Here is a 19,585-nt window from a genome sequence, read left to right as displayed (position 1 = left end):
GAATTGATGATAATTCGCATCATCATTAGTGCGGCAGTCCCTGCGTACTACTTGGTCTCTAAGCCGTCTACTGCAGCTTTTTACTAACCGTAAACAACCGTTACGCTGAGATCAACGCCAACGAAAGCATGAGATGAAATAAAAACCCCGAAAGCGGAAATTCCACCTTCGGGGTCGGTTGAGCCAGGTCCGCGTTACTGCGCGGACCTGTCATTCAGCGGTGCAGGTCGAAGCGGTCGTTCTCCATGACCTTGACCCACCCTTTCACGAAGCGGTCAATCATGCGCTCCTCGCCGCCGTTGGCGGCGTACTCCTCGGCGATGGCGCGTAGCTGCGAGTTGGAGCCGTAGACGAGATCGACCCGGGTGGCGGTCCACTTCTTCTCGCCCGTCTTGCGGTGGCGGCCTTCGAAGCGCTCCTCTTCCTCATCGAGCGGCTCCCAGACGGTGCCCATGTCGACGAGGTTGACGAAGAAGTCGTTCGTCAGCTGGCCGGGGCGGTCGGTGAAGACGCCATCGTTGCTGTTGTCACCGACGTTGACGCCAATGGCCCGCATGCCGCCGAGCAGCGCCGTCATCTGCGGTACGCTGAGGTTGAGCATGAAGGCGCGGTCGATCATCAGGTGCTCGGCCGGAATGTTGGTCGCCTGGGGCTGCATGTAGTTGCGGAAGGCATCGTGCCTCGGCTCTAGGTAGGCATGCGCATCGATCTCGGTCATCTCCTGGCTCGCATCGGTGCGGCCCGGGGAGAACGGTACCGTGATGTGGTGGCCGGCTGCCTTCGCCGCCATCTCGACTCCCACGTTACCGCCCAGCACGATCATGTCCGCCAGCGAGATGTTAGTGCCGGAGGCGTCCTTGATTTGCCCGAGCCGGTCGAGCACTTCGGGCACGCCGGCACGCACGTTGACGTCCCAGCCGATCTGCGGCTCGAGACGGATGCGCGCGCCGTTGACGCCGCCGCGGTGGTCGGTTTGGCGGTAGGTGCAGGCCGCGGCCCAGGCGGTACCCACCAATTGCTTGGCGGTCAGGCCGGAGTCGGCGATCTGCTGCTTGAGCGTGGCGATCTGCTGATCGTTGACCAGCGGTCCTTCATGCTTGGGCACCGGGTCCTGCCAGACGAGGTCTTCGTTGGGCACATGCGGGCCGAGGTAGCGGGCTTGCGGGCCCATGTCACGGTGCAACAGCTTGTACCAGGCACGCGCGAACTCGTCGGCGAGCACGTCCGGGTTCTGGTGAAACTCCTTGGCGATCTCCAGGTAGGCGGGATCGGTGATCATCGCCATGTCGGCGGTGTTCATCACCGGTGGGGTCTTCTTGCCTTCGACGTGGGCATCGGGCACCCAGAACCCCTCCTTGACCTCGACCGGCTGCCACTGATTCGCACCCGCGGGCGACTTCGTGACCTCCCACTGGTGGGCGAAGATGGTGTTGAGGTATGAGTTGTCCCACTTGGTCGGCGTCGGGGTCCAGGCCCCCTCGAGGCCGGAGGTGACCGTGTACTCACCAAGGCCGGTCTCGTGCTTGTTGGCCCAGCCGATCCCTTGCTGGTGGATCTTGGCGGCCTCGGGCGCGTCGCCGACGGCATCAGCCGGCCCGTTGCCGTGCATCTTGCCGAAGGTGTGGCCGCCTACTGTCAGCGCGACGGTCTCACGGTCGTTCATGCCCATGCGGGCGAAGGTCTCGCGCACGTCCTGGGCGGATTTCATCGCGTCGGGAACGCCATTCGGGCCCTCCGGGTTGACGTAGATCAGCCCCATCTGAACCGCGGCGAGCGGATTGTCCAGCGCACGGCTGCCGTCTTCCCAGGTGCCGGTATAACGCTCATCGTTGGTCGAGAGCCACTCGGCCTCGGGGCCCCAGTAGATGTCATCCTCGGGCGCCCAGATATCGGAGCGGCCGAAGCCGAAACCGAAGGTGCGAAAGCCCATCGTCTCCAGCGCGCGGTTGCCGGCAAGGACCAGCAGGTCGGCCCAGGAGATCTTCTCGCCGTACTTCTGCTTGATCGGCCACAGCAGCCGGCGGGCCTTGTCCAGGTTGCCGTTGTCGGGCCAGCTGTTGAGCGGTGCGAAGCGCTGGGCGCCGGTGCCGCCGCCACCGCGGCCGTCGATTGCGCGGTAGGTACCGGCCGCGTGCCACGACATGCGGATGAAAAATGGTCCGTAATGGCCCCAGTCGGCGGGCCACCACTCTTGGGAGGCGGTCATCAAGGCATCGAGATCGGCGCAAAGTTCGTCGACGTTGAGCTGCGAGAACGCCTCGGCATAGCTGAAGTCGGCACCGAATGGGCTGGCATCGGGGTGCTTCTGGTGCAACACGTTGAGGTTGAGCTGATCGGGCCACCAGTGTTCGTTGCCCTGCAGACTGGGTGTGGTGCGTGCCCCCCACTCCCGGCGTGTAGACTTTTGTTCAGACACGGTCTTCTCCTCGACTGGATGGTGGCCTACAGGAAATTTGAGCCGACGTCGCCGCATCGCCACATTTTTTGTAATTCCTATAAGCCGTCAGGTAACAGTGAAGGATTCAGGACCGAAGCCGTCAAGGCGAAGGGAGGCTTTCGCCTTGATAGGGAAAGGCTATGGGAGCGACCGCGATTCGCGCTCACGATATAAACAGAGGCGTGATTGGCCGGTGGTGCCAAGCCCGGTCGTTCGCTAGAACATGTGCTCGCCGGGCAAATTGGAGGCTTGCCGTATCCACTCGGCCAGTTGGGCTTCGTCGATCGGGTCGTCCTGGTGGATATGCAGATAGCGGGTGTTGGGGTCCTTGGATGCGATGGGCGGCAGCGGCTCCAGCGAGGCGCCGTTGAGAAACGCCACCTTGATGTACTTCGTGAAGCAATGGAACGTGAGGAACCAGCCCTCGCCCTCGACTCCATAGAAAGGAGAATTCCACCTCACGGCCTTGCGAACGTTGGGGACCGTACGCACGATGATCGCATCGAGCCGACGCCCGACGTCTTGCTTCCACTCCGGCATGGCGGCGATGTAGGCCTGCACCGGGGCGTCGCCGTCAGCCTTGGGGATTTGCGGGTTTCCTCCCGAGAGGAGCTTCGGCTTGGCTTCTGCCGGTGGGTTGGCCTTGTCGCGTGTCATTGGTGAATGTTCCTCCTAACGAAGGCGAATGGAGCGGGACTTGTCGGCGATGGCCTTGCGGTCGGGCTCGAAGGCAGTTTCGTTGCACTGCGAAGCGCCAGCTCCCATCGCCCCACTCCGGATAAGACATCGGCGGTAAATATGGAACAAAATTGTGACGAAGTCTCCACGCTCCCGAAATTCTATGCCTGCGCCGTGTTTTGTTGAAGCCACTGTTCGAAAGCCTGACTCTCAGGTCTACCTTCCTTTGCTGCATAGTACACAAGCCGCAGGTGGCGATCTTCATCAATCGAGAGAGAAGTATGCTCGAATTCCACTTGACCTACCGTGGGTATCTGCAAGTGGCGAATGCCTTGGCATGGACCATGAATATCCTGCTGTTGCCACCAAGTATTGAAGACTGACGATACACTTTCCAGCTCCGTCACCAAGTCGATCATATCGGCATCATCAATGGCGCGCACGAAATCACGCCGGAAGCTCGATAATATCTCTAGCGCTTGCCCATCCCAAGGGGAGAACAGCTCACGCATTTCCGGGCTAGTAAATAGCATCCGCAACAGATTACGTCGAGCCGCGGGAATATTTGAAAACCCAAACACCCGGTCAGCAGCTGGATTCCAAGCCAACACATCCCAACGCAGGTTAAGCACGTAGGAGGGCCGTGCAGCAATATCGCTCATTAATCGTCTAATCAATGGCGGTACTGCACATAAAGTGCGCCCGACCTCCGGTGGCAACCGTTGATGGGCCAGCAAGAAAAGGTGGCGGCGTTCGGTCACATCCAGCTTTAGTACTCGCGAGAGATTATCGAGGAAGGCAGAGGACACCTTGATGTCCCGCCCTTGTTCCAGCCACGTGTACCAGGACAACCCAACCCCGGCCAAAGCTGCCACCTCTTCGCGGCGCAGCCCCGGTGTACGCCGCCGGCCACCTGCAGGCAATCCCACCTCTTTCGGTGTAATTCGTTCACGGCGACTACGAAGAAATTCGGACAACTCTGCCCGGGTGTGCTGGGAAGCTGTCGGAGGTGCGCTCATACAGTTACCTCAAGTAATAGCATAAACGGTCAAATTGTACTCTTCGAAGAATCGAAGAAACTATCTTACCTCGCTGGTAAGCACGAGATCAGGAATCTTGCTTGGCCAGGAGAATACATCTCGATGTGACATAAATCTGTAAAGGGCTATGAGCATGCACACACCCAACCGAACTCCCATCTACCTAATAGCGTTGGGCGCCTTTGCCCTCGGCATGGCTTCCTATGTTACCGCTGGGTTGATTCCTATGATCGAAGCCTCATTCGCGGTTTCCGTGGCAGTAGCCGCCCAGTTGGTCACCGCTTTCACCCTGGCCTATGGGTTGGGCTCACCAATCGTCGTTGCACTGACTCCAGCGCGCCGCCAACGCACCGGCCTGCTGTTGTCTTTAGGCTTGTTCGTCCTCGCCAATGCCGCCAGCGCCCTGGCCGAAAGCTTCACTGCACTGATGGTCTGGCGCGCCATTGCCGGTATAGGCGCCGGGGTGTATCTGGCCCTGGGCATTGGCGCCTCAGCTGCTGTTTCCGCTCCAGAGCGCCGTGGCAAGGCCATCGCCATCATCATGGGCGGTATGGCTAGCGGTGTAGTGTTAGGCGTTCCTCTTGGCTTATTGATCGCCGAGCAGATGGGCTGGCAATCTGCCCTGTGGCTGGTCGCGATTCTCGGCTCGATGGCCTTCATCGGTCTGCTGCTGAAGCTCCCGGCCCTGCCCGCAGCAACAGCCAGCTCACTAGGAAAAAAACTGGCAATCCTCAGCGACGTTCATGTGCTGGTCATACTGACGGTTTCCTTGCTTGCGGCCATTGCCAGCCTCGGCATGTACACCTTCATCGCTTCCCTCTTGGCCGACCCGGCTTACGGAGCCGTACGCTCAGTGACACCCTATCTTTGGATTTGGGGCATCGGCGGAGTTGTCGGCAGCTTTCTAATCGGGCCGTTGGTAGACCGCCTCAAGGGCCCGAATCTGATCTTTGCCATTATGCTGGTTCTTGCTGTGTCATTGTTCGTACTTCCTCTTACAGCCGCGCTGAGCACTTGGTTGGTGATGTTGCCAATCGTCCTATGGGGGGCCGTTGGCTGGGCCTTGCAGGTACCGCAAAACAACGAGCTGATCCGAGCTCGCCAAGCCCAGGGCGATGGCAACCTAGCTATCGCATTGAATGAATCGGCGCTCTACTTGGGTAGCGCCATCGGCGCTGCGGCGGGCGGCTTGTTGCTGTTGCTACAACTACCCGTCTGGACACTGGCCACCTGCGCTGGCGGCGTCGCAGCTTTGGGGGCTTTGCTGCAGATCGTCAATCTGCGCCGGCAGCCAGCCTTAGCGGTCGAGACACAAGCCAGCAGCTGCAATTGAGCCATAGCCTAGGCCAACTACGTGGGGCTCTGCTCCTACCCCGTGGCATCCAGCATGTCTTCCAGCTCGCTCTCGTCAACGCCGAGCATCTGCAGGATGTTGCGCTGGGCGGCGTTGAGGATGTGCTGGCGTTCCTGCTCGCCGGGCAGGCTCTTGGCGATGGCCACGGCGCCGACTAGGGAGGCGAGAATGGCGCGGGACTTGTCGGCGATAACCTCTCGGTCGGGCTCGAAGGGCAGTTTCTTCAGTCGGCTGAGGGCGATGAGCCGGGTTTCCAGCATCTTCTTCATGCGCAGGTAGGAGGCTTCGAAGAGCGTTCGGATCTCGGCGTTCTCGTTGCCGATCTCGTTGAACAGCACCGACTCGGGCCCCGGCTTGCGCTTGCGTTCCAGCTCCTGGAGGTTCCAGCAGTTGGCGACCAGCTCCGTCAAGTGCTTCACCGAGAGCGGCCCCTTGACCAACCTGGCCGCACGGCTGCTCTCCAGGGTTTCCCGCACCGAGGCGTGGTAGAGCGCTTCCTTCGAGGAGAAGTGCGCGTAGAAGGCGCCGTGGGTCATCTTGGCCAGCTTCATGATCTGGCCGATGGAGACCTTCTCGAAGCCTTTACGGCTGAACAGCTCGATGGCGGACTTGAGGATACGCTCCCGCGATTTGGCCTTGTGGTTCGTCGAGTAGGGCATGGCAACCTCTCACTCCGCTGAATATTACCTTGATCATATCAACTTGGGTGTTAGCGTGGCATAACCCCAAGCTGTTCAGGAATTTACCATGCAATCACCACTCGTCATCACCGGCATGGGCATGATCAGCCCCCTCGGCTGCGGCGTCAAGGCAGGTTGGGAGCGCCTGCTCGCTGGCCGCTCCGGCATCTCTTCGATCACCCGCATCGATACCGGCGATCTGCCGATCAAGGTTGCGGGCTCGGTTCCCGGCATCGAGGACGACCCGGAAGCCGGCCTCGACCCGGACCGCGTTCTGGATGCCAAGGAACGGCGCAAGATGGAGCTGTTCAGCCTGTACGCCATGGCCGCCGCCGAAGAGGCGCTGGCCCAGGCCAACTGGTTCCCCGAAAGCGATGCGGATCGGCTGGCCACGGCCACCATCATCGGTTCCGGGATCGGCGGCTTCCCCACCATTACCCAGGCGCAGAACACCCTCTCGACTCGGGGCCACCGCCGGCTCTCTCCTTTCACCGTGCCGGCCTTCCTGGCCAACCTGGCGGCGGGCAATGTGTCGATTCGATATGGCTTGCGCGGGCCGCTGGGCTGTCCGGTAACGGCCTGCGCGGCGGGTGTGCAGGCCATCGGCGACGGCATGCGCATGATCCGCAGCGGCGAGGCCGAGGTGGCCCTGGTGGGCGGTGCCGAAGCCTGTATCGACCCGCTGTCGCTGGCCAGCTTCCACGCGATGAAGGCGCTCTCCACCGAGCAGGACGACCCCGCCAAGGCGTCACGGCCCTTCGACCAGGCCCGCAACGGCTTCGTCATGGGCGAAGGTGCGGGGCTGCTGGTGATCGAAACCCTGGCCCACGCCGAGGCGCGCGGGGCAACGCCGCTGGCGATTCTCAGTGGCTACGGCACCAGTGCGGATGCCCACCACATCACCGCCGGCCCGGAAGACGGTGCCGGGGCCGCGGCGGCCATCCGGGCGGCGCTGCGGATGGCGGGGCTTTCTCCCGAGGCGATCGACCACATCAATGCCCACGCCACTTCGACGCCTGTCGGCGACCGGGCCGAGGTCGCGTCGCTGCGCAATGCCTTCGGCGCTGCCCTTGGTGGCATCCCGATCTCCGCCACCAAATCCTCGACTGGCCATCTGCTTGGTGCCGCCGGCGGTGTGGAGAGCATCTTCTCCGCCCTTTCGGTCATGCACAACCGCCTGCCCCCTACCCTGAACCTGGAGAGCCGCGACGAGGACTTGCACGACCTGGATATCGTCTCGGGCTCGGCACGCGAGCATCGCACGCAGCACGTGCTGTGCAACGGCTTCGGTTTTGGCGGAGTGAATGCGGCGCTGATCGTGAGCAAGGTGTAGCGGTCTGTTCGAGCCCTCGCGGTGCCGGAAACGTAAGAGCCCCGAGCCAACTACCTAGCTCGGGGCACACTGCGGCGCTTTTCTACTTAGCTACGCTGCGACAGGCCGTTCGAAGCTCAAACGGGCACGTTCGACCTCGTCACGGACAACACAACCCATTGCGTGGTCGTTAATCAGCCCCATCGCCTGCATAAAGGCGTAAACCGTCGTCGGACCAACGAACTTCCAGCCTTGCTTCTTGAGTGCCTTTGACAGGGCGATCGACTCCGCCGATGTCGATGCACTCTGTGGCTCGACGCCCTGGAGTGGTGCCGGCTCATAGCGCCAGAAGAAGGCCGCAAGAGAGCCTTCCCGCTCAACGAGCTCAATGGCACGGCGAGCATTGTTGATGACAGCTTCGATCTTCCCTCGGTGCCGCACGATTCCCGGATCGCCTAGCAAGCGCTCGACGTCGTGATGGTCAAACTGTGCGATGCGAGTAAAGTCGAAGCCACAGAAAGCGGCGCGAAAGTTCTCTCGCTTCGCGAGGATCGTGCGCCAGCTCAGACCTGACTGAAATCCCTCGAGGCACAGCTTCTCGAACAGGCGCCGATCATCGCTGACCGGGAACCCCCACTCCGTGTCGTGATACGCAAGAAACTCAGGGGCAGCGCTACACCAGCGGCAACGTTGGCGGCCATCGGGACCAGGAATCAGATTTGTCATTTTGTAGTCCTGAGTAAAAACAGGTCGGAATGCTAGGAGAGCAAAAACGCTAGCCGCTCATTCGTCTTGTTGGGGGCCACTTCGACGATTTCCGCACTCACGATGCCTTCTGCAACGAACGGATCCTCATTGACGCGCTGCTGAAGGTCATTCAGGGAGACGTTATGCGCCAGGATGGCGCCGCCCTGCTTCGGCTGGATGCTGCCCGAAACGAGGAACACGCCCTCATCGAAGCCGCGCTCGAGCCATTGCTTGTGGCCCTCCATATAACGGCCTGCCTCACTCTTGTTGTGCGAAAAACGTAGAAATACCAGGTGCATGATCAATCCCCTTCTTGTGATTATTCAGCGTGGGTGCGCTGTGACGCGCAGGCATCCAGCCAATCGAGCAGTTGCTCAACCTCAGCGTCAACGAAGCTCGAGTCCTGATAGGCATTCGCCAACAGGGCGATTCCCTGGCTGCGCGCCAGCAGATGCATCGCTAGCGCATCTGCATCGGGCTCATGCCCCAGGGCGACGAACTGCCTGCGTAGCCACGTCCGGAACAAGGTCATGACCTCATTCGCAGCAGCACGCTGGAGGTGCTCGAGCTTTGCGAGTTCGGCACACAGCGTGCCAACCGGGCAACCGTGGCGCATGATCTTGCCCCGGTTGCCAACCAGGATTCGGATGAAGCTGCGGATACGCTCTACAGGCTCGCTGCTTTCGGCCTCCCACTGATCGAGCATGCCACGCGTTTTGGCAAGCCGTCGTTTGATCACGGCTTCCAGGATCTCGTCCTTCGTCCTGAAGTGGTAATAGAAATTACCCCGAGATATGCCAACAGCTTCCGCTATGTTCGCAAAGGAGGTCTGCTCGAACCCTTGCCGATAGAACAGATCGTCCGCTGCTGTGATGATTTGCTCACGCGTCGAGTTTTCCTGCATCGAGACCTCTTCCCTCTTACAGCAGTCGCTTCAAGCCCTGTAGGACGATCGTCCTAACGCCAAACAAAGCGTAGGACGTGCGTCCTATTCGGTCAAGGTAATTCAAGAAGTGCTGCAGGCGTCGAAGTCACGCTGCCCGGTAGCCGGAAGCCTGGGCGAGCGAGATCTAACTGACCACGCCTCAAGACAAAAACCCCGAACCAGTTAACTGGCTCGGGGTTTAGCGCCACACAAGTGGGCTACCTGATGCTGACTCAGTGACAGTGAACTCTACCTACGCTGTTATCCATGTGGCAGCACTGCCCCGGTGGAGAACTCTTGCGGCAACCTCCGCCATGGGCCAGGACGCTGCTACTGAACACCAGCAGCACAAAAGCAACGATTACCATTTTCATAGCTCCCCCTTCATTTAATTATTATCGGTAGTCCTGCGCTGCCAGATTGCCTGAAAGCCATCCTCGGCGGCAATCCTAGCCAGTACACGTTGGCGCAGGAATTATTCGATCCTCTCCAAACGCCCTTTTCTTTTAGCGAGATTCTTGTAATCCCATTGGATTTCCCTCGATTTCTTCAGCCAGCGCTGCAGGTCGGCTTGGTCGATGTCCGAGCGCTCGTTGTAAAATATCGAGGCGTCCTTGAATTTTTTCCCCACTACATCCAAACCCGCTTCTTCGAAGTCAGCACCGCTCCAGAACATTAGGCGTATTCCCGGCTTCTGCTTGCTGTACCCAACGATGGGGTTCCCATCCAGAAACCAGACTGGATGAGCGTGCCATACCTTGCTTTCGGCTTCCGTTAGCTCACGGTCGATCTCTTCAGCGAGGAAGTCGCATACAACTTTTTGTTTTGCTTCCAACTTGTCGTTATATGCGTGAATTTCCGGGTGCATAGCGAATGCTCCTTTCCATATTCACCCTGCCATGCAGCACGCCCGCTACCAGGCGTACTCAAGCTGTGCAGCCACCGAGGAGGCCGTGCGAGCACCATAACGCTCTTCGATCCCGTACAGCGCCTGATCGAGCGCAGCCGCCGGGGGCTCTTCGGGTGGCTGCACCAACACGGATCTGCCATCACTCGGCGCTGCTCCGAGAAGCAGGCCGCGTTTCGAAAGCACCTGTGGCTCGCTGGGATGCGTTACCGCGAAGGAGGCGCGTAAAGTCCGCGACCACGCGTCTGCGGTCAGTGCCAGGGCAATTTCATCGACGCCATTTTCCACCGGCAGCTCCAGCCGCTCACGCTTCCAGAATGCCAACCCATTGTATGCCATATTCAGGATCAGCCCCGCACTCAGGCCGTAGCCGGACGAATCGTGGCTGGCGCCTGTGTCCGATACGCCAAGTTCGGTGGCGAGACGCTCGGCCTCTATCTCTCCTGCTACCGCTTCGACCAGTGCCAGTGAAACGGGAAGAGAAGCCGACACACCTGTGGTGGTGACCAACTGCCCATCGATGACATAGCGCCGATCACGTACCCAGGTGGTATCGGGATAGCGTCGACCGAGACGACCAAGCGTAAACCAGTGGCCGGTTGCCATCTTCTCCCGTAGAAGACCGGCATGGGCCAGGGTCAGCACACCGTCGCAGATCCCCACGATAACGGCTCCCTTTTCCGCCTGCTGCTGTAGCCATTGAACCGCTGCGGGGTCGTCGTGGTGGTGCAATGCCGGCACGATGACGATGTCGGCCCCCTCGGGCTGATCCGCATCAAACGCTGCAATGCTTTGGTCTGCCCACATGCGTAAAGCGGGATGAAGTTCGACGAGGCCCGGCCGAGTGGAAACCGTGACCACGTCCATCTGCCCTGACGCCTTCAGCACACCGAAGGGAACGATGATGTCGGTTGTCTCGGTGCCCTCGTTCGCCGCCAGGATGGTGACGAGGTGACGCTCGCGCGTCCCCTTAGGAGAGGGAAGTTCGAGCGGTTGATCGAGTGCTTTAGGAGGCAGTGAAGAAACTGACGAAGCCTGGTCCGTACCGCAACCCGCCATGATGAGCGTGGCTAGAGCCAGCATGGCCTGGCCTAGCGGCCTCGCAATGTCCGCCTTGTGCATGTTGGTGTCTCCAGAAAGGGATACCGTTCATGCTGCGCTATGCCGGCAACTGGCGTAAATGACAAAGATATCGCAATATCCGCCAATGCATTATGAAAAACCGATTACCCGTGACATCGCCATTCTCGGCTTCGATGGCATCCAGGCGCTCGACTTGATCGGGCCCATGGAAGTCTTTGCCAAGGCAAACAGTCATTGCTCCTCTGCAGCACCTGCTTATCGCGTGTTACTGGCCTCGCCGCGGGGCGGGGAGATCGTTTCCAACGCGGGGTTGCACATCGGTGCCACCTTGCCTCTGGAGACCCTGCCAGATTCTCTGGATACGCTTATCATTGCCGGTGGCGACGAGGCGGGGCTGCGACGGGTTGCAGCGGAAACCGACCTGCTGCCCTGGTTGCAGCAGCGGGCTCACACGGTTCGCCGCGTGGCCAGCGTGTGTACCGGCGCCTTCGTCCTCGCCGCGGCCGGGCTGCTGCAGGGCCGTCGGGCGGCAACGCATTGGTCGGCATGCGATATGCTGCAAGCGATGTGGCCCGACATCCAGGTAGATCGAGACGCCATTTATACCGCCGAACCACCCTTTTATACCTCTGCTGGCGTCACCACGGGGCTCGACCTCTGCCTGGCACTAGTCGAAGACGACTGCGGCCCTCGCGTGGCACTCAATGTCGCGCGGGACTTGGTGTTGTTCATGCGCCGCCCAGGTACGCAGGCGCAGTTCAGTATGGCGTTGAAGGCACAGGGCAACGCCGGCTCCCGACTGGCGCCGCTCATTGCAGGGATCATCGACGATCCGTCAGGCGACCAAAGCGTGCCGGCGATGGCGGCACGCGTCGGCATGAGCGAGCGAACCTTTGTGCGCCGCTTTCGCGAGGAAGTCGGGGAAACCCCTGCGCACTTCGTCAAGCAAGCGCGGGTAGAGCGCGCCAAGACACTGCTGGAATCGACCCGCTGGCCGCTGGCTCGCATTGCAGATAGCTCAGGTTTTGCCAACCTGGACGCGCTCCACCGCACGTTCCTCAAACAGGTCGGAGTGACACCCACGGCGTACCGTAACCACTTCGGAGCACGCGAGAGCGGGACGAATCAGTAATGAACGCATATGGTCCTGGGCCCCTAGTGGCGATGGCCGTTGCTCCGGCCACTTCGTAAGTGGCCGTAGCGCCTGACTTGCTCGTCATCGAGAACCGTGAGCATGTACAAATGGTATTCGAGGTGGACTGCCCGCAGCTGCCCCCAGAGCCGAGCCGTCTGCTCGGTCAGGCGGTCGATCTCCTCGAGCGTTGCACGTCGCTCTGCAAAGAGCCGGTCTAGCTCGCGCTCGCTTTCGATTACCTGTTCACCGATATTGCCGGCTCGCACGCGCATGCTCTCGTAAGCCTGTTCGGTTTTTTCCTGCTGCTCCTCGGTCAGCTCCAACTCGTCGGCAAGCTCCAGTACATGGAGGGGACCAGGGTAGCCGTTCAACTCCGCTGGAAGGGCTAGCGCCATACCTCTGCCCTGCCTCAGCCCTTCCATTTCACTGTCTGCCAGCGCCTTGATCTCACGTGAATGAAACTCGGCGTAGGATCCGTGCCCTCCGCCTTCGCCTTGAGCAGTCCCAGTGGCGAGGAACAAGAGGATAAGTGTCAGCAGGCGTGTCATTGGGGTGCTCCCGTCTCGGTTTCAGTTGCACCCAGAGTGGGGCCGGCAGCATCATTTGGATATGAGTGAGATCATATCCTGCCAGCCGCCGAGCATTGCCTTGACCCTGGAGTCGCTCGCAGGGCGCCCCGGCCGTCAGCGACAACTGGCCGCTGGAGAGATGCTGTTCCACGCAGGGGAAACGGTCGCCTCGGTATACGTGATCGTGTCCGGCCAGGTTCGGCTGATGCGAGTGAACCACGTAGGGGCTGAAGTCACCGTTCACCGCGCCGGACCCGCCTGTTGGCTGGCCGAAGCATCGTTGTTCGCCGAACGCTATCATTGCGATGCAATCGCCGACAGTGAGGCCTGCCTGCTCAGCTTCCCCAAGGCAGCCGTCGTCGAGGGCATGCAACGCCGCCCAGAGCTTGCGACTGGCCTCCTGGCAGATCTTGCCCGCAGGCTCCATGAGGCGCGGCTGCGCATCGAGATCCTCAACATGCCCACTGCGCAGGAACGCCTGCTCGCCTATTTTCGGGCACATGCCGGCGGTGAGGGCGCCGAACTTACGCTACCCGGTAGCTGGAAGGCCCTGGCGAGCGAGATCGGCCTGACACATGAATCGGTTTATCGCGCGCTGGCACAACTCCAGCGCGAAGGAAGGATCCGGCGAGAAGGCCGACAGGTTTGGTTAACGCCAGCATCGGGTTAGGCTGCCAGAGGTGTAACGCGATCACCCTCACACACCTCGCGTGGCGTTGCCTCCATCACTCCGCGACAATACGGTCCCGCCCACCCTGCTTGGCCCGATACAGTAGCCGATCTGCCTTTTCGATCAGCGAGACCTGACCGCCGCCGTCCGTCGAATTGGCGGTTGCCACCCCCATACTGACGGTGACGAGGTGAGAGACTTCGGAAGCGCGATGAGACATGGCCGCATTGCTGAGGGCTGCCCGGCAGCGCTTCGCCACCTGCAGAGCGGCTTCGAGGTCCGTTTCCGGCAAGACGAGCACGAACTCCTCGCCCCCGAAGCGCGCCAGCAAGTCGCGCGGCCGAGTTATCGATGAAGCGAGGATGTGCGCAATACGACGCAGGCAGTCGTCGCCGGCGAGATGGCCGTAGTGGTCGTTGTACTGCTTGAAACAGTCGATATCCAACATGATGAAAGAGAGTGGCTGGCCACTGCGCCGGGCACTCGACCACTCTGTATCCAGCACGGAATCCAGTAGGCGGCGGTTGGCGACGCCGGTGAGGCCATCCTGGTACGAGAGCTCCTCTAGCTCCCGTTGCAGCCGCAGCAGCTTCTCTTCGCTCTGCTTGCGCTCGCTGATGTCGAACATGAAACCGATCAGCGCTTCCACTTCGCCCGCGCCGTTGCGTACCACATGCACGACGTCGCGAATCCACACGTAGGTGCCGTCGGCCTTCAGCGCACGGTAATCCGCTTCGTGATCGACCCCCGCCTTGGACTGTTCCACGCAGAAATTGACGACCCGGTCTCGGTCCTCCGGGTGCATACGCTCTATCCAGTCATCGATACAGGCCCAGCTGTCCGGCGACCAACCCAGCAGGCTCTCGATCTGAGGCCCGAGGTAGGAGAAGCGCAGCGTTTCCCAGTCGATCTTCCAGGGAATGGCCTTGGTAGACTCCAGCAGCGTTTTATAAACGGCGGTATCTACGTTCATCTCTACGGCAACGTCACTCATGGATTCATGGCCTCCGCAAATTTGTTATGCGCGTCCATGCATGAACTAACCTTGCCTCACGACTCTGACACAGCGTGGCCAGGAAATAGAACAAAAATAAGACTATCGGCCTCATACGCGAGTATGAGTTTGCCTGATGCGTGCCTTGATCCGACTGAGGGCCGCCGGTGTGACCCGAACGTAGCCGGCGATGTCTCGGTCGGTCACGCGGCCGGCAATATGGGGATATTCTTCGATGAAGCGCCGGTAGCGCTCCTCTGCGGAGAGGGTCAGCAGGTCGCGCTCTCGGGCTTCCTTGCGAAAGGCGTAGAGCTCGAAGGCCCGTCTGAGCGCGCGCTGCCATTGGGGGTGCCTGTCACCGAGCTGCTCCAGGATGTGGTACGGCAGCGATTCGACCGACGCCGGGCAGGCCGCGATGGCGCTGAAGCTGGTGGCGCCGCCCGGCGAAAGCGCGGCAAGGCTGGCGAAGAACCTCTCCTCCGCGGCAAACGCCTTGACCCAGGCATCGCCTTCACAGGTGTCGTAGATCATCTTGATGATCCCGCTTTCCACGAAGTAAACGTAGGGATGCGCCACACCGGCCCGAAAAACGGTATCGCCAGGCTGTAACGTCTTGCGCCGTAGCGAAGGCTCGACGAGATGCCACTCGGGAAGTGGGCTGCCAGCCAGTTGCTCGAAAATGCGCTTCGCTGTGCTCAAGAGATCCTCGCTGCGTATTAACCTGTGCGTTTCATCTCCACGTGCCGTCCGAAGTTGTCCAGAATCGCCTGCCAGCCTTGGCGCTGCATCTCCGTCGGATTCTCAGACTCTGCGTCGAATGCCGATTTGACGAGGATGCCGTCGGCGCGCTCGATGAACTCGATCTCGACTTCCCGGCCGTCGCTCATGCGATATTCGATCAGCTTAAGCGGCACGATGCGGGTGTAGGTACCCTCGAAGTCAAAGCCCATGCTGCCATCCTTGGCTTCCATGCGCGACAGAAAATTCCCTCCTTCACGCAGATCCACAGCACTTTGTGTGGTGTGCCAGTCATCCGACGCGGCATTCCACTGCTTGATATCGTCAGGGTTGCTCCAAGCCTGCCAGACGCTTTCCAGGTCGGCCTTGATCACGGTTTCAATGGCGATCTTCACGGGAGTCTCCTCAAGTAGAGTCAATCTATTGTACGCACACCCCCTAGACGAACGAGGCGAGGCCAATTCGACATCTCTCGCTACGAACCCGGCCTGAGCACCAGAACCTCGTCACCATTGCTATCGTAGGTGCCGTTGGCGCGCCATCCTTGCGCACGGTAGAAACCATGCGCCCTGGAGCTTGCGCCAGGCAGGCTTCAAACCTTGCAGTCACGCAGGCTTAACCGCAATGAACCACTTAGGCTGCATTTCATCGAAGTCTGTTCGAACATTGGACGGCAGATAGCTTGCTGAATCCAGAACCAAATCCTGCCCATCTACGCGCTTGAACACGACCCAGTGCCAGAAATTTTTTCCCTCTTCCTGATGATGCTTTATAGACAGCAGTGCTACATCAGGCAAGCTATCCCATGATTCAAAAGGCGTTTCCTCGGCTGAAGCCTCAACTCCAGCGCTGGACAGTAATCTCCGGACGTATTGGGTATCAGACCACAGCGACTTATCTTCAGCATAGATTCCCATGGCATTTGCCCGGGCTTTCATCTCCGAATAGGTTTTTCCCAGAATGTTGGCAACAGCCGCAATTCCGCAACCTGTAACTTCTTCCTGTATCACTGGCCTTATCATTCGAGATTCCTCTAAGGCTGGTGCTGCTGTGCAGTTCTGGCCATCATACCAAACGAGCTCCTACGTCAAGCAGAGTCAAACTGATAATGAAAAACGTCCCTATACTCTCCACGCAACTGAGGCGCTTTATAAAACCGCTCGCTTCTTCCCACGAGTCTAAACCCCGCTCGCCCAAGGGTAGCTTGGGCGGCAGTATTTTCTACGTCAACATAAGAAACGACGTTTCCTCTCTGCCGTTCAGTGAGTATGTATCGAGCTGCCAGTGATAGCGCTTCCGCGGCGTAGCCCCGACCTCGAAATGGAGCTCCAATGCCGAAGTGCAGTGCCATTGATTGGCCATGCTTGACCGCCGTGATCAAGCCTACGGCTTCTTCTTGATCATGGGAATACACAACCCAAGTGCAAATCCCGAAGCAAGCCAAGCTTTCCGGTCTCGAGAGCCTATCAAGCATACGCTCAGTCTGTGCTATGTCAGAGTGAGGCTCTCGGGCCAAGTATCGTGACGACTCCAGATCGCCCGTATAATTATTGAAAATACTCGGAACGTCCCCGCAGCTGAAGTATTTCAACTCCAGTCTTGCAGATCTCATAAGAGCATCTCCCTGACGCACGGAAAGCCTGCCAGAGACGATGCTGGCCGTAGAGCAGCATGCGATACCGAGCCTGAGCGAAGCCATTATCATGCTGGTTCTACCGCTTTCGTCATCAAGAGCCAGTCACCCGTGTGGGGGCAGCCAGGAAACGGGATTATCGATCGATGCGCATGCACTTGATAGCCGAGCATTTCGTACAGCCGGTAAGCGGCTGCATTCTGTTCCGCCACGATCAAGCTAATCGTCGTCGCATGTGAGTCAGCGGCAAGTCGCTCCGCCTCTTCCATGAGCATGCGCCCCACCCCCTGGCCGCGATACGCCGAATCTGTCGCCACGGCATTGACGTACCATGAGCCGGGAGCCAATGCTTCCATCTCGACGAGCGGCCGGACGACGGCTGGAATTTCACCCAACGGCCCGGTTTCATAAGGATCGGGTAGCCGGTAGCCCAGCAACATGCCGGCAATCGCCCCGTCGCACTCCGCGACATGAGCATTGGTATAGCTGAATCCACTTTCGGTCCCGGCTACACGGCGAGTGCCAAACGCCATGACTTCCTCGCCTGGGTCAGCCATGCGCTCCCAGAGATAGGCAGGGATCCCCTCGCCTGCCAGATTCATGAGCTCGGCGAGCTTCGGCGCATCTTCGATCTTGGCTTTGCGTATCGTGGTTTTCATGGCTCGGCTTTCCACGCAATCGTTGCGGATCGTCTGGACAGCATCGTGACTACAACAGTATGGCTCAGTCAGCCGCCGAGAAATGCGCCATCTGATCCGCATGCGCCTTCACGAAGGCCGGGCGAGCCGTGGCACGCTCGACATAGCCTCGGCAGGCCGGATACTTAGCCAGCCCATCGAACCGATCGACGAGACGCAGCACGTCTGTCATGAGAATATCGGCGACGGAGAAGTTTCCGGCCAACCATTCGCGTTTAGCCAGTTTGAATCTCCTTACGCATGATGGGCCGATCCTTCTTCCGGCGAGCCACTTCATGAAAACCGGCCTCTTCAAAAGCTTTCGCAAAGCCGACAAGCGAGGTGGAGGAATCGAGGCGTCGCTCCCCCGGTTCGACAGGATAACCCTCAACGACTTTGTACCCTTGCTGCTTAGCGAAACGCAAAACCTCACGGAGAAGTTCGAGCTGGATATTATTTCCCCGGGCCCGACGGTCGACGAAGAAACAGTTCACCGATAGCACTTCCTGATCATCTACCGGTTTGGCTACCTGCGATTTGTTCAGTCGTGGGTACCATTCGCGAGGCCCACACCCACACCAAGCGACAGGGCGACCCTCTGCATAAGCTAAGATACCCGGCACATCGCCTGCATCCACGCAAGCCTTCATTGCCCGACGATTGCCCTCACCTTGTTGCTTCTTCCAATCGGGAAATGACAGACGCCAGTGCATGCACCAGCAGCCCTTGCAACCCTCATAGGCACCTAATAGCGCCTCAAAGTCGTGCCAAGTTGCTGTGGTTAATGGTTTGAACGACAAAACCATTGCCCCCCCTTGCCTATATCTTGATGCTGAACCGATTAGAGATGCGAGAAGTATTGAGGAGGTTCTTGCCGGTCGTTCATACCATCGACATAAGTGATGGGAACATTCGACAGTTCTTCCTCGGTGACCCCTTCTAGGCAACCTATATTGACACCATACATCCTGCCGATCGGCGTGTCGTTGCCAACACCAAAAGCTCGCACACCACATACTTTACAGAAGAAGTGCTGATTCTTTTTTGTATTGAAGAGGTACTCGGTGAGATAATCCTCTCCTGTCAAGAGACGAAATCCGTCCTCCTTCGCAACAGCAGGCCAGAACCGATTGCGTCGGCAAATGGAGCAGTTACAGCGAAATGAGCTTTGAGTAAGGTCCAAATCCGCCTCAAAGCGGACTTCACCACAATGGCAACTGCCTTGATAGGTTTTCAACATACCCATTCTCCTGCATTATCGGGCGGCCCAGCCTTCGCTGTACTACTCAACGCCTCCTTTGGAGGACGACATGGGTGGCCCTGTCGGTAGCTGACCTCTCCACACACTGGTAGCCGAGAGCGCGCATGTCGATATCGGCGAACAAGTGCTCCCCTGCGCCGAGCAGAGCAGGCGTGATGGCAAGGTGGAGTTCGTCGACCAATTGCGCCCTTAGATACTGTTGAAGCGTAGCCACGCCCCCACCGAGACGCACATCCATACCGTTGGAAGCCTCTTTGGCGCGCTCCAGCGCCGCATGGATGCCTTCCGTGACGAAGTGGAACGTGGTGCCGCCTGCCATCTCGATGGGATCGCGAGCATGATGCGTCAGCACGAAGACAGGCGCATGAAAAGGCGGGCTGTCTCCCCACCAGCCCTTCCACTCTTCGTCCTGCCAGGGGCCGCGCACGGGGCCGAACATGTTGCGGCCCAGGATCCAGGCGCCGACGTTCTCGAAGCCGCGCACCACGAAGTCATCGTCGGTTCCGGTTTCCCCACCCTGCGTGCCCAGCACCCTTTGCTGAAACGTCGCGGTCGGAAACACCCAGTCATGGATCTCCATGCCATTGAGGCCCATCGGGTTTTCCAGGCTCTGCTCGGGGCCGGCGGCAAACCCGTCCAGCGAAATACTGAAGCATGACACGCGCAGCTGAGTCATCGTGATCTCCTGAATGGGAACGACACACAATCAGTCATCGAACGGCCCGCTCGGATTTCGACATCCAAG

General features: G+C 59.6%; 24 protein-coding genes. 4 read left to right on the top strand and 20 right to left on the bottom strand.

The genetic code is table 11. The features are described 5' to 3' along the window. Positions 1-214: 214 nt before the first annotated feature. From katG to SPH52_RS05645, 3 genes are all read right to left on the bottom strand, one after another. A complete protein-coding gene (katG, locus tag SPH52_RS05655; RefSeq protein ID WP_411794016.1) occupies positions 215-2,416 on the bottom strand; it encodes a catalase/peroxidase HPI in 2,202 nt (733 codons plus the stop codon). A gap of 237 nt (positions 2,417-2,653) precedes the next feature. Then, the gene (locus tag SPH52_RS05650; protein ID WP_411794015.1) at positions 2,654-3,094 is read right to left on the bottom strand and encodes a DUF1801 domain-containing protein; all 441 of its coding nucleotides are present in this window, start codon (positions 3,092-3,094) and stop codon (positions 2,654-2,656) included. 182 nt (positions 3,095-3,276) lie between these two features. After that, positions 3,277-4,134 (bottom strand): helix-turn-helix transcriptional regulator, encoded by an 858-nt coding sequence (locus SPH52_RS05645; protein WP_411794014.1) that lies wholly within the window; start codon positions 4,132-4,134, stop codon positions 3,277-3,279. 154 nt (positions 4,135-4,288) lie between these two features. Between SPH52_RS05645 and SPH52_RS05640 the strand changes: the two genes are divergently transcribed. Continuing rightward, entirely contained in the window at positions 4,289-5,488 is a 1,200-nt protein-coding gene (locus SPH52_RS05640) for an MFS transporter (protein WP_411794013.1), read from the top strand. A gap of 35 nt (positions 5,489-5,523) precedes the next feature. Here the strand turns inward: SPH52_RS05640 and SPH52_RS05635 are convergent, their stop codons facing one another. Beyond that, positions 5,524-6,168: a TetR/AcrR family transcriptional regulator gene (locus SPH52_RS05635; protein ID WP_411794012.1), complete on the bottom strand. Its 645-nt coding sequence runs from the start codon at positions 6,166-6,168 to the stop codon at positions 5,524-5,526. 88 nt (positions 6,169-6,256) lie between these two features. Between SPH52_RS05635 and fabF the strand changes: the two genes are divergently transcribed. Next, positions 6,257-7,522 (top strand): beta-ketoacyl-ACP synthase II, encoded by a 1,266-nt coding sequence (gene fabF, locus SPH52_RS05630; protein ID WP_411794011.1) that lies wholly within the window; start codon positions 6,257-6,259, stop codon positions 7,520-7,522. A 90-nt stretch (positions 7,523-7,612) separates the two neighbouring features. On the opposite strand, the gene SPH52_RS05625 is transcribed toward fabF, so the two are convergent. The 5 genes from SPH52_RS05625 to SPH52_RS05605 all read right to left on the bottom strand — a co-directional run bounded on the left by SPH52_RS05625 (position 7,613) and on the right by SPH52_RS05605 (position 11,202). Then, entirely contained in the window at positions 7,613-8,227 is a 615-nt protein-coding gene (locus SPH52_RS05625) for a DNA-3-methyladenine glycosylase I (RefSeq protein ID WP_411794010.1), read from the bottom strand. A 32-nt stretch (positions 8,228-8,259) separates the two neighbouring features. Then, entirely contained in the window at positions 8,260-8,547 is a 288-nt protein-coding gene (locus tag SPH52_RS05620; protein ID WP_411794009.1) for a YciI family protein, read from the bottom strand. Positions 8,548-8,567: 20 nt separating this feature from the next. Continuing rightward, complete coding sequence (locus SPH52_RS05615; protein WP_411794008.1) at positions 8,568-9,152, bottom strand: TetR/AcrR family transcriptional regulator; 585 nt, start codon at positions 9,150-9,152, stop codon at positions 8,568-8,570. 496 nt (positions 9,153-9,648) lie between these two features. Next, positions 9,649-10,041: a DUF1801 domain-containing protein gene (locus SPH52_RS05610; RefSeq protein WP_411794007.1), complete on the bottom strand. Its 393-nt coding sequence runs from the start codon at positions 10,039-10,041 to the stop codon at positions 9,649-9,651. Between the two features lie 45 nt (positions 10,042-10,086). Continuing rightward, on the bottom strand, positions 10,087-11,202 hold the full coding sequence (locus tag SPH52_RS05605; RefSeq protein WP_411794006.1) for a DJ-1/PfpI family protein: 1,116 nt from the start codon (positions 11,200-11,202) through the stop codon (positions 10,087-10,089). Between the two features lie 85 nt (positions 11,203-11,287). Between SPH52_RS05605 and SPH52_RS05600 the strand changes: the two genes are divergently transcribed. Continuing rightward, positions 11,288-12,295: a GlxA family transcriptional regulator gene (locus SPH52_RS05600; protein WP_411794005.1), complete on the top strand. Its 1,008-nt coding sequence runs from the start codon at positions 11,288-11,290 to the stop codon at positions 12,293-12,295. A 23-nt stretch (positions 12,296-12,318) separates the two neighbouring features. Here the strand turns inward: SPH52_RS05600 and SPH52_RS05595 are convergent, their stop codons facing one another. Continuing rightward, positions 12,319-12,846, bottom strand: coding sequence for a hypothetical protein (locus SPH52_RS05595; RefSeq protein WP_411794004.1), 528 nt, complete (start codon positions 12,844-12,846; stop codon positions 12,319-12,321). Between the two features lie 100 nt (positions 12,847-12,946). Here SPH52_RS05595 and SPH52_RS05590 point away from each other — a divergent pair, with 100 nt between their 5' ends. Next, positions 12,947-13,537 (top strand): Crp/Fnr family transcriptional regulator, encoded by a 591-nt coding sequence (locus tag SPH52_RS05590; protein WP_411794003.1) that lies wholly within the window; start codon positions 12,947-12,949, stop codon positions 13,535-13,537. A gap of 55 nt (positions 13,538-13,592) precedes the next feature. Here SPH52_RS05590 and SPH52_RS05585 read toward each other — a convergent pair whose 3' ends face one another. From SPH52_RS05585 to SPH52_RS05540, 10 genes are all read right to left on the bottom strand, one after another. Beyond that, a complete protein-coding gene (locus SPH52_RS05585) occupies positions 13,593-14,531 on the bottom strand; it encodes a GGDEF domain-containing protein (protein WP_411794002.1) in 939 nt (312 codons plus the stop codon). A 111-nt stretch (positions 14,532-14,642) separates the two neighbouring features. After that, entirely contained in the window at positions 14,643-15,230 is a 588-nt protein-coding gene (locus tag SPH52_RS05580; RefSeq protein ID WP_411794001.1) for a Crp/Fnr family transcriptional regulator, read from the bottom strand. A 17-nt stretch (positions 15,231-15,247) separates the two neighbouring features. After that, positions 15,248-15,664 (bottom strand): SRPBCC family protein, encoded by a 417-nt coding sequence (locus SPH52_RS05575; protein ID WP_411794000.1) that lies wholly within the window; start codon positions 15,662-15,664, stop codon positions 15,248-15,250. Positions 15,665-15,874: 210 nt separating this feature from the next. After that, complete coding sequence (locus SPH52_RS05570; RefSeq protein WP_411793999.1) at positions 15,875-16,291, bottom strand: hypothetical protein; 417 nt, start codon at positions 16,289-16,291, stop codon at positions 15,875-15,877. A gap of 65 nt (positions 16,292-16,356) precedes the next feature. Then, positions 16,357-16,881 carry a GNAT family N-acetyltransferase gene (locus SPH52_RS05565; RefSeq protein ID WP_411793998.1) on the bottom strand — a complete coding sequence of 175 codons (525 nt, stop codon included), beginning with the start codon at positions 16,879-16,881 and terminating at the stop codon, positions 16,357-16,359. Between the two features lie 89 nt (positions 16,882-16,970). Continuing rightward, a complete protein-coding gene (locus SPH52_RS05560; RefSeq protein WP_411793997.1) occupies positions 16,971-17,561 on the bottom strand; it encodes a GNAT family N-acetyltransferase in 591 nt (196 codons plus the stop codon). Positions 17,562-17,625: 64 nt separating this feature from the next. Further along, positions 17,626-17,772, bottom strand: coding sequence for a hypothetical protein (locus tag SPH52_RS05555; RefSeq protein ID WP_411793996.1), 147 nt, complete (start codon positions 17,770-17,772; stop codon positions 17,626-17,628). Positions 17,773-17,815: 43 nt separating this feature from the next. Then, positions 17,816-18,385, bottom strand: coding sequence for an N-acetyltransferase family protein (locus tag SPH52_RS05550; protein WP_411793995.1), 570 nt, complete (start codon positions 18,383-18,385; stop codon positions 17,816-17,818). 35 nt (positions 18,386-18,420) lie between these two features. After that, entirely contained in the window at positions 18,421-18,819 is a 399-nt protein-coding gene (locus tag SPH52_RS05545) for a GFA family protein (RefSeq protein WP_411793994.1), read from the bottom strand. A gap of 46 nt (positions 18,820-18,865) precedes the next feature. Beyond that, the gene (locus tag SPH52_RS05540; protein WP_263583575.1) at positions 18,866-19,516 is read right to left on the bottom strand and encodes a dihydrofolate reductase family protein; all 651 of its coding nucleotides are present in this window, start codon (positions 19,514-19,516) and stop codon (positions 18,866-18,868) included. Between the last annotated feature and the right edge of the window lie 69 nt (positions 19,517-19,585).

The organism is Halomonas sp. A29, from assembly GCF_046723295.1.
GTDB lineage: Bacteria > Pseudomonadota > Gammaproteobacteria > Pseudomonadales > Halomonadaceae > Halomonas.
Note: the sequence above shows the minus strand (reverse complement) of the source record. Positions and strands in the feature narration are given on the sequence as shown.

Bases quoted from the DNA above. Each gene is read 5' to 3' on its own strand.
- SPH52_RS05565 (WP_411793998.1), bottom strand. From the start codon at position 16,881: ATGAGATCTGCAAGACTGGAGTTGAAATACTTCAGCTGCGGGGACGTT.
- SPH52_RS05570 (WP_411793999.1), bottom strand. From the start codon at position 16,291: ATGATAAGGCCAGTGATACAGGAAGAAGTTACAGGTTGCGGAATTGCG.
- SPH52_RS05645 (WP_411794014.1), bottom strand. From the start codon at position 4,134: ATGAGCGCACCTCCGACAGCTTCCCAGCACACCCGGGCAGAGTTGTCC.
- SPH52_RS05560 (WP_411793997.1), bottom strand. From the start codon at position 17,561: ATGAAAACCACGATACGCAAAGCCAAGATCGAAGATGCGCCGAAGCTC.
- SPH52_RS05585 (WP_411794002.1), bottom strand. From the start codon at position 14,531: ATGAGTGACGTTGCCGTAGAGATGAACGTAGATACCGCCGTTTATAAA.
- SPH52_RS05600 (WP_411794005.1), top strand. From the start codon at position 11,288: ATGCATTATGAAAAACCGATTACCCGTGACATCGCCATTCTCGGCTTC.
- SPH52_RS05640 (WP_411794013.1), top strand. From the start codon at position 4,289: ATGCACACACCCAACCGAACTCCCATCTACCTAATAGCGTTGGGCGCC.
- SPH52_RS05635 (WP_411794012.1), bottom strand. From the start codon at position 6,168: ATGCCCTACTCGACGAACCACAAGGCCAAATCGCGGGAGCGTATCCTC.
- fabF (WP_411794011.1), top strand. From the start codon at position 6,257: ATGCAATCACCACTCGTCATCACCGGCATGGGCATGATCAGCCCCCTC.
- SPH52_RS05620 (WP_411794009.1), bottom strand. From the start codon at position 8,547: ATGCACCTGGTATTTCTACGTTTTTCGCACAACAAGAGTGAGGCAGGC.
- SPH52_RS05650 (WP_411794015.1), bottom strand. From the start codon at position 3,094: ATGACACGCGACAAGGCCAACCCACCGGCAGAAGCCAAGCCGAAGCTC.
- SPH52_RS05615 (WP_411794008.1), bottom strand. From the start codon at position 9,152: ATGCAGGAAAACTCGACGCGTGAGCAAATCATCACAGCAGCGGACGAT.
- SPH52_RS05545 (WP_411793994.1), bottom strand. From the start codon at position 18,819: ATGTTGAAAACCTATCAAGGCAGTTGCCATTGTGGTGAAGTCCGCTTT.
- SPH52_RS05555 (WP_411793996.1), bottom strand. From the start codon at position 17,772: ATGACAGACGTGCTGCGTCTCGTCGATCGGTTCGATGGGCTGGCTAAG.
- SPH52_RS05550 (WP_411793995.1), bottom strand. From the start codon at position 18,385: ATGGTTTTGTCGTTCAAACCATTAACCACAGCAACTTGGCACGACTTT.
- SPH52_RS05610 (WP_411794007.1), bottom strand. From the start codon at position 10,041: ATGCACCCGGAAATTCACGCATATAACGACAAGTTGGAAGCAAAACAA.
- SPH52_RS05540 (WP_263583575.1), bottom strand. From the start codon at position 19,516: ATGACTCAGCTGCGCGTGTCATGCTTCAGTATTTCGCTGGACGGGTTT.
- SPH52_RS05605 (WP_411794006.1), bottom strand. From the start codon at position 11,202: ATGCACAAGGCGGACATTGCGAGGCCGCTAGGCCAGGCCATGCTGGCT.
- SPH52_RS05625 (WP_411794010.1), bottom strand. From the start codon at position 8,227: ATGACAAATCTGATTCCTGGTCCCGATGGCCGCCAACGTTGCCGCTGG.
- SPH52_RS05595 (WP_411794004.1), bottom strand. From the start codon at position 12,846: ATGACACGCCTGCTGACACTTATCCTCTTGTTCCTCGCCACTGGGACT.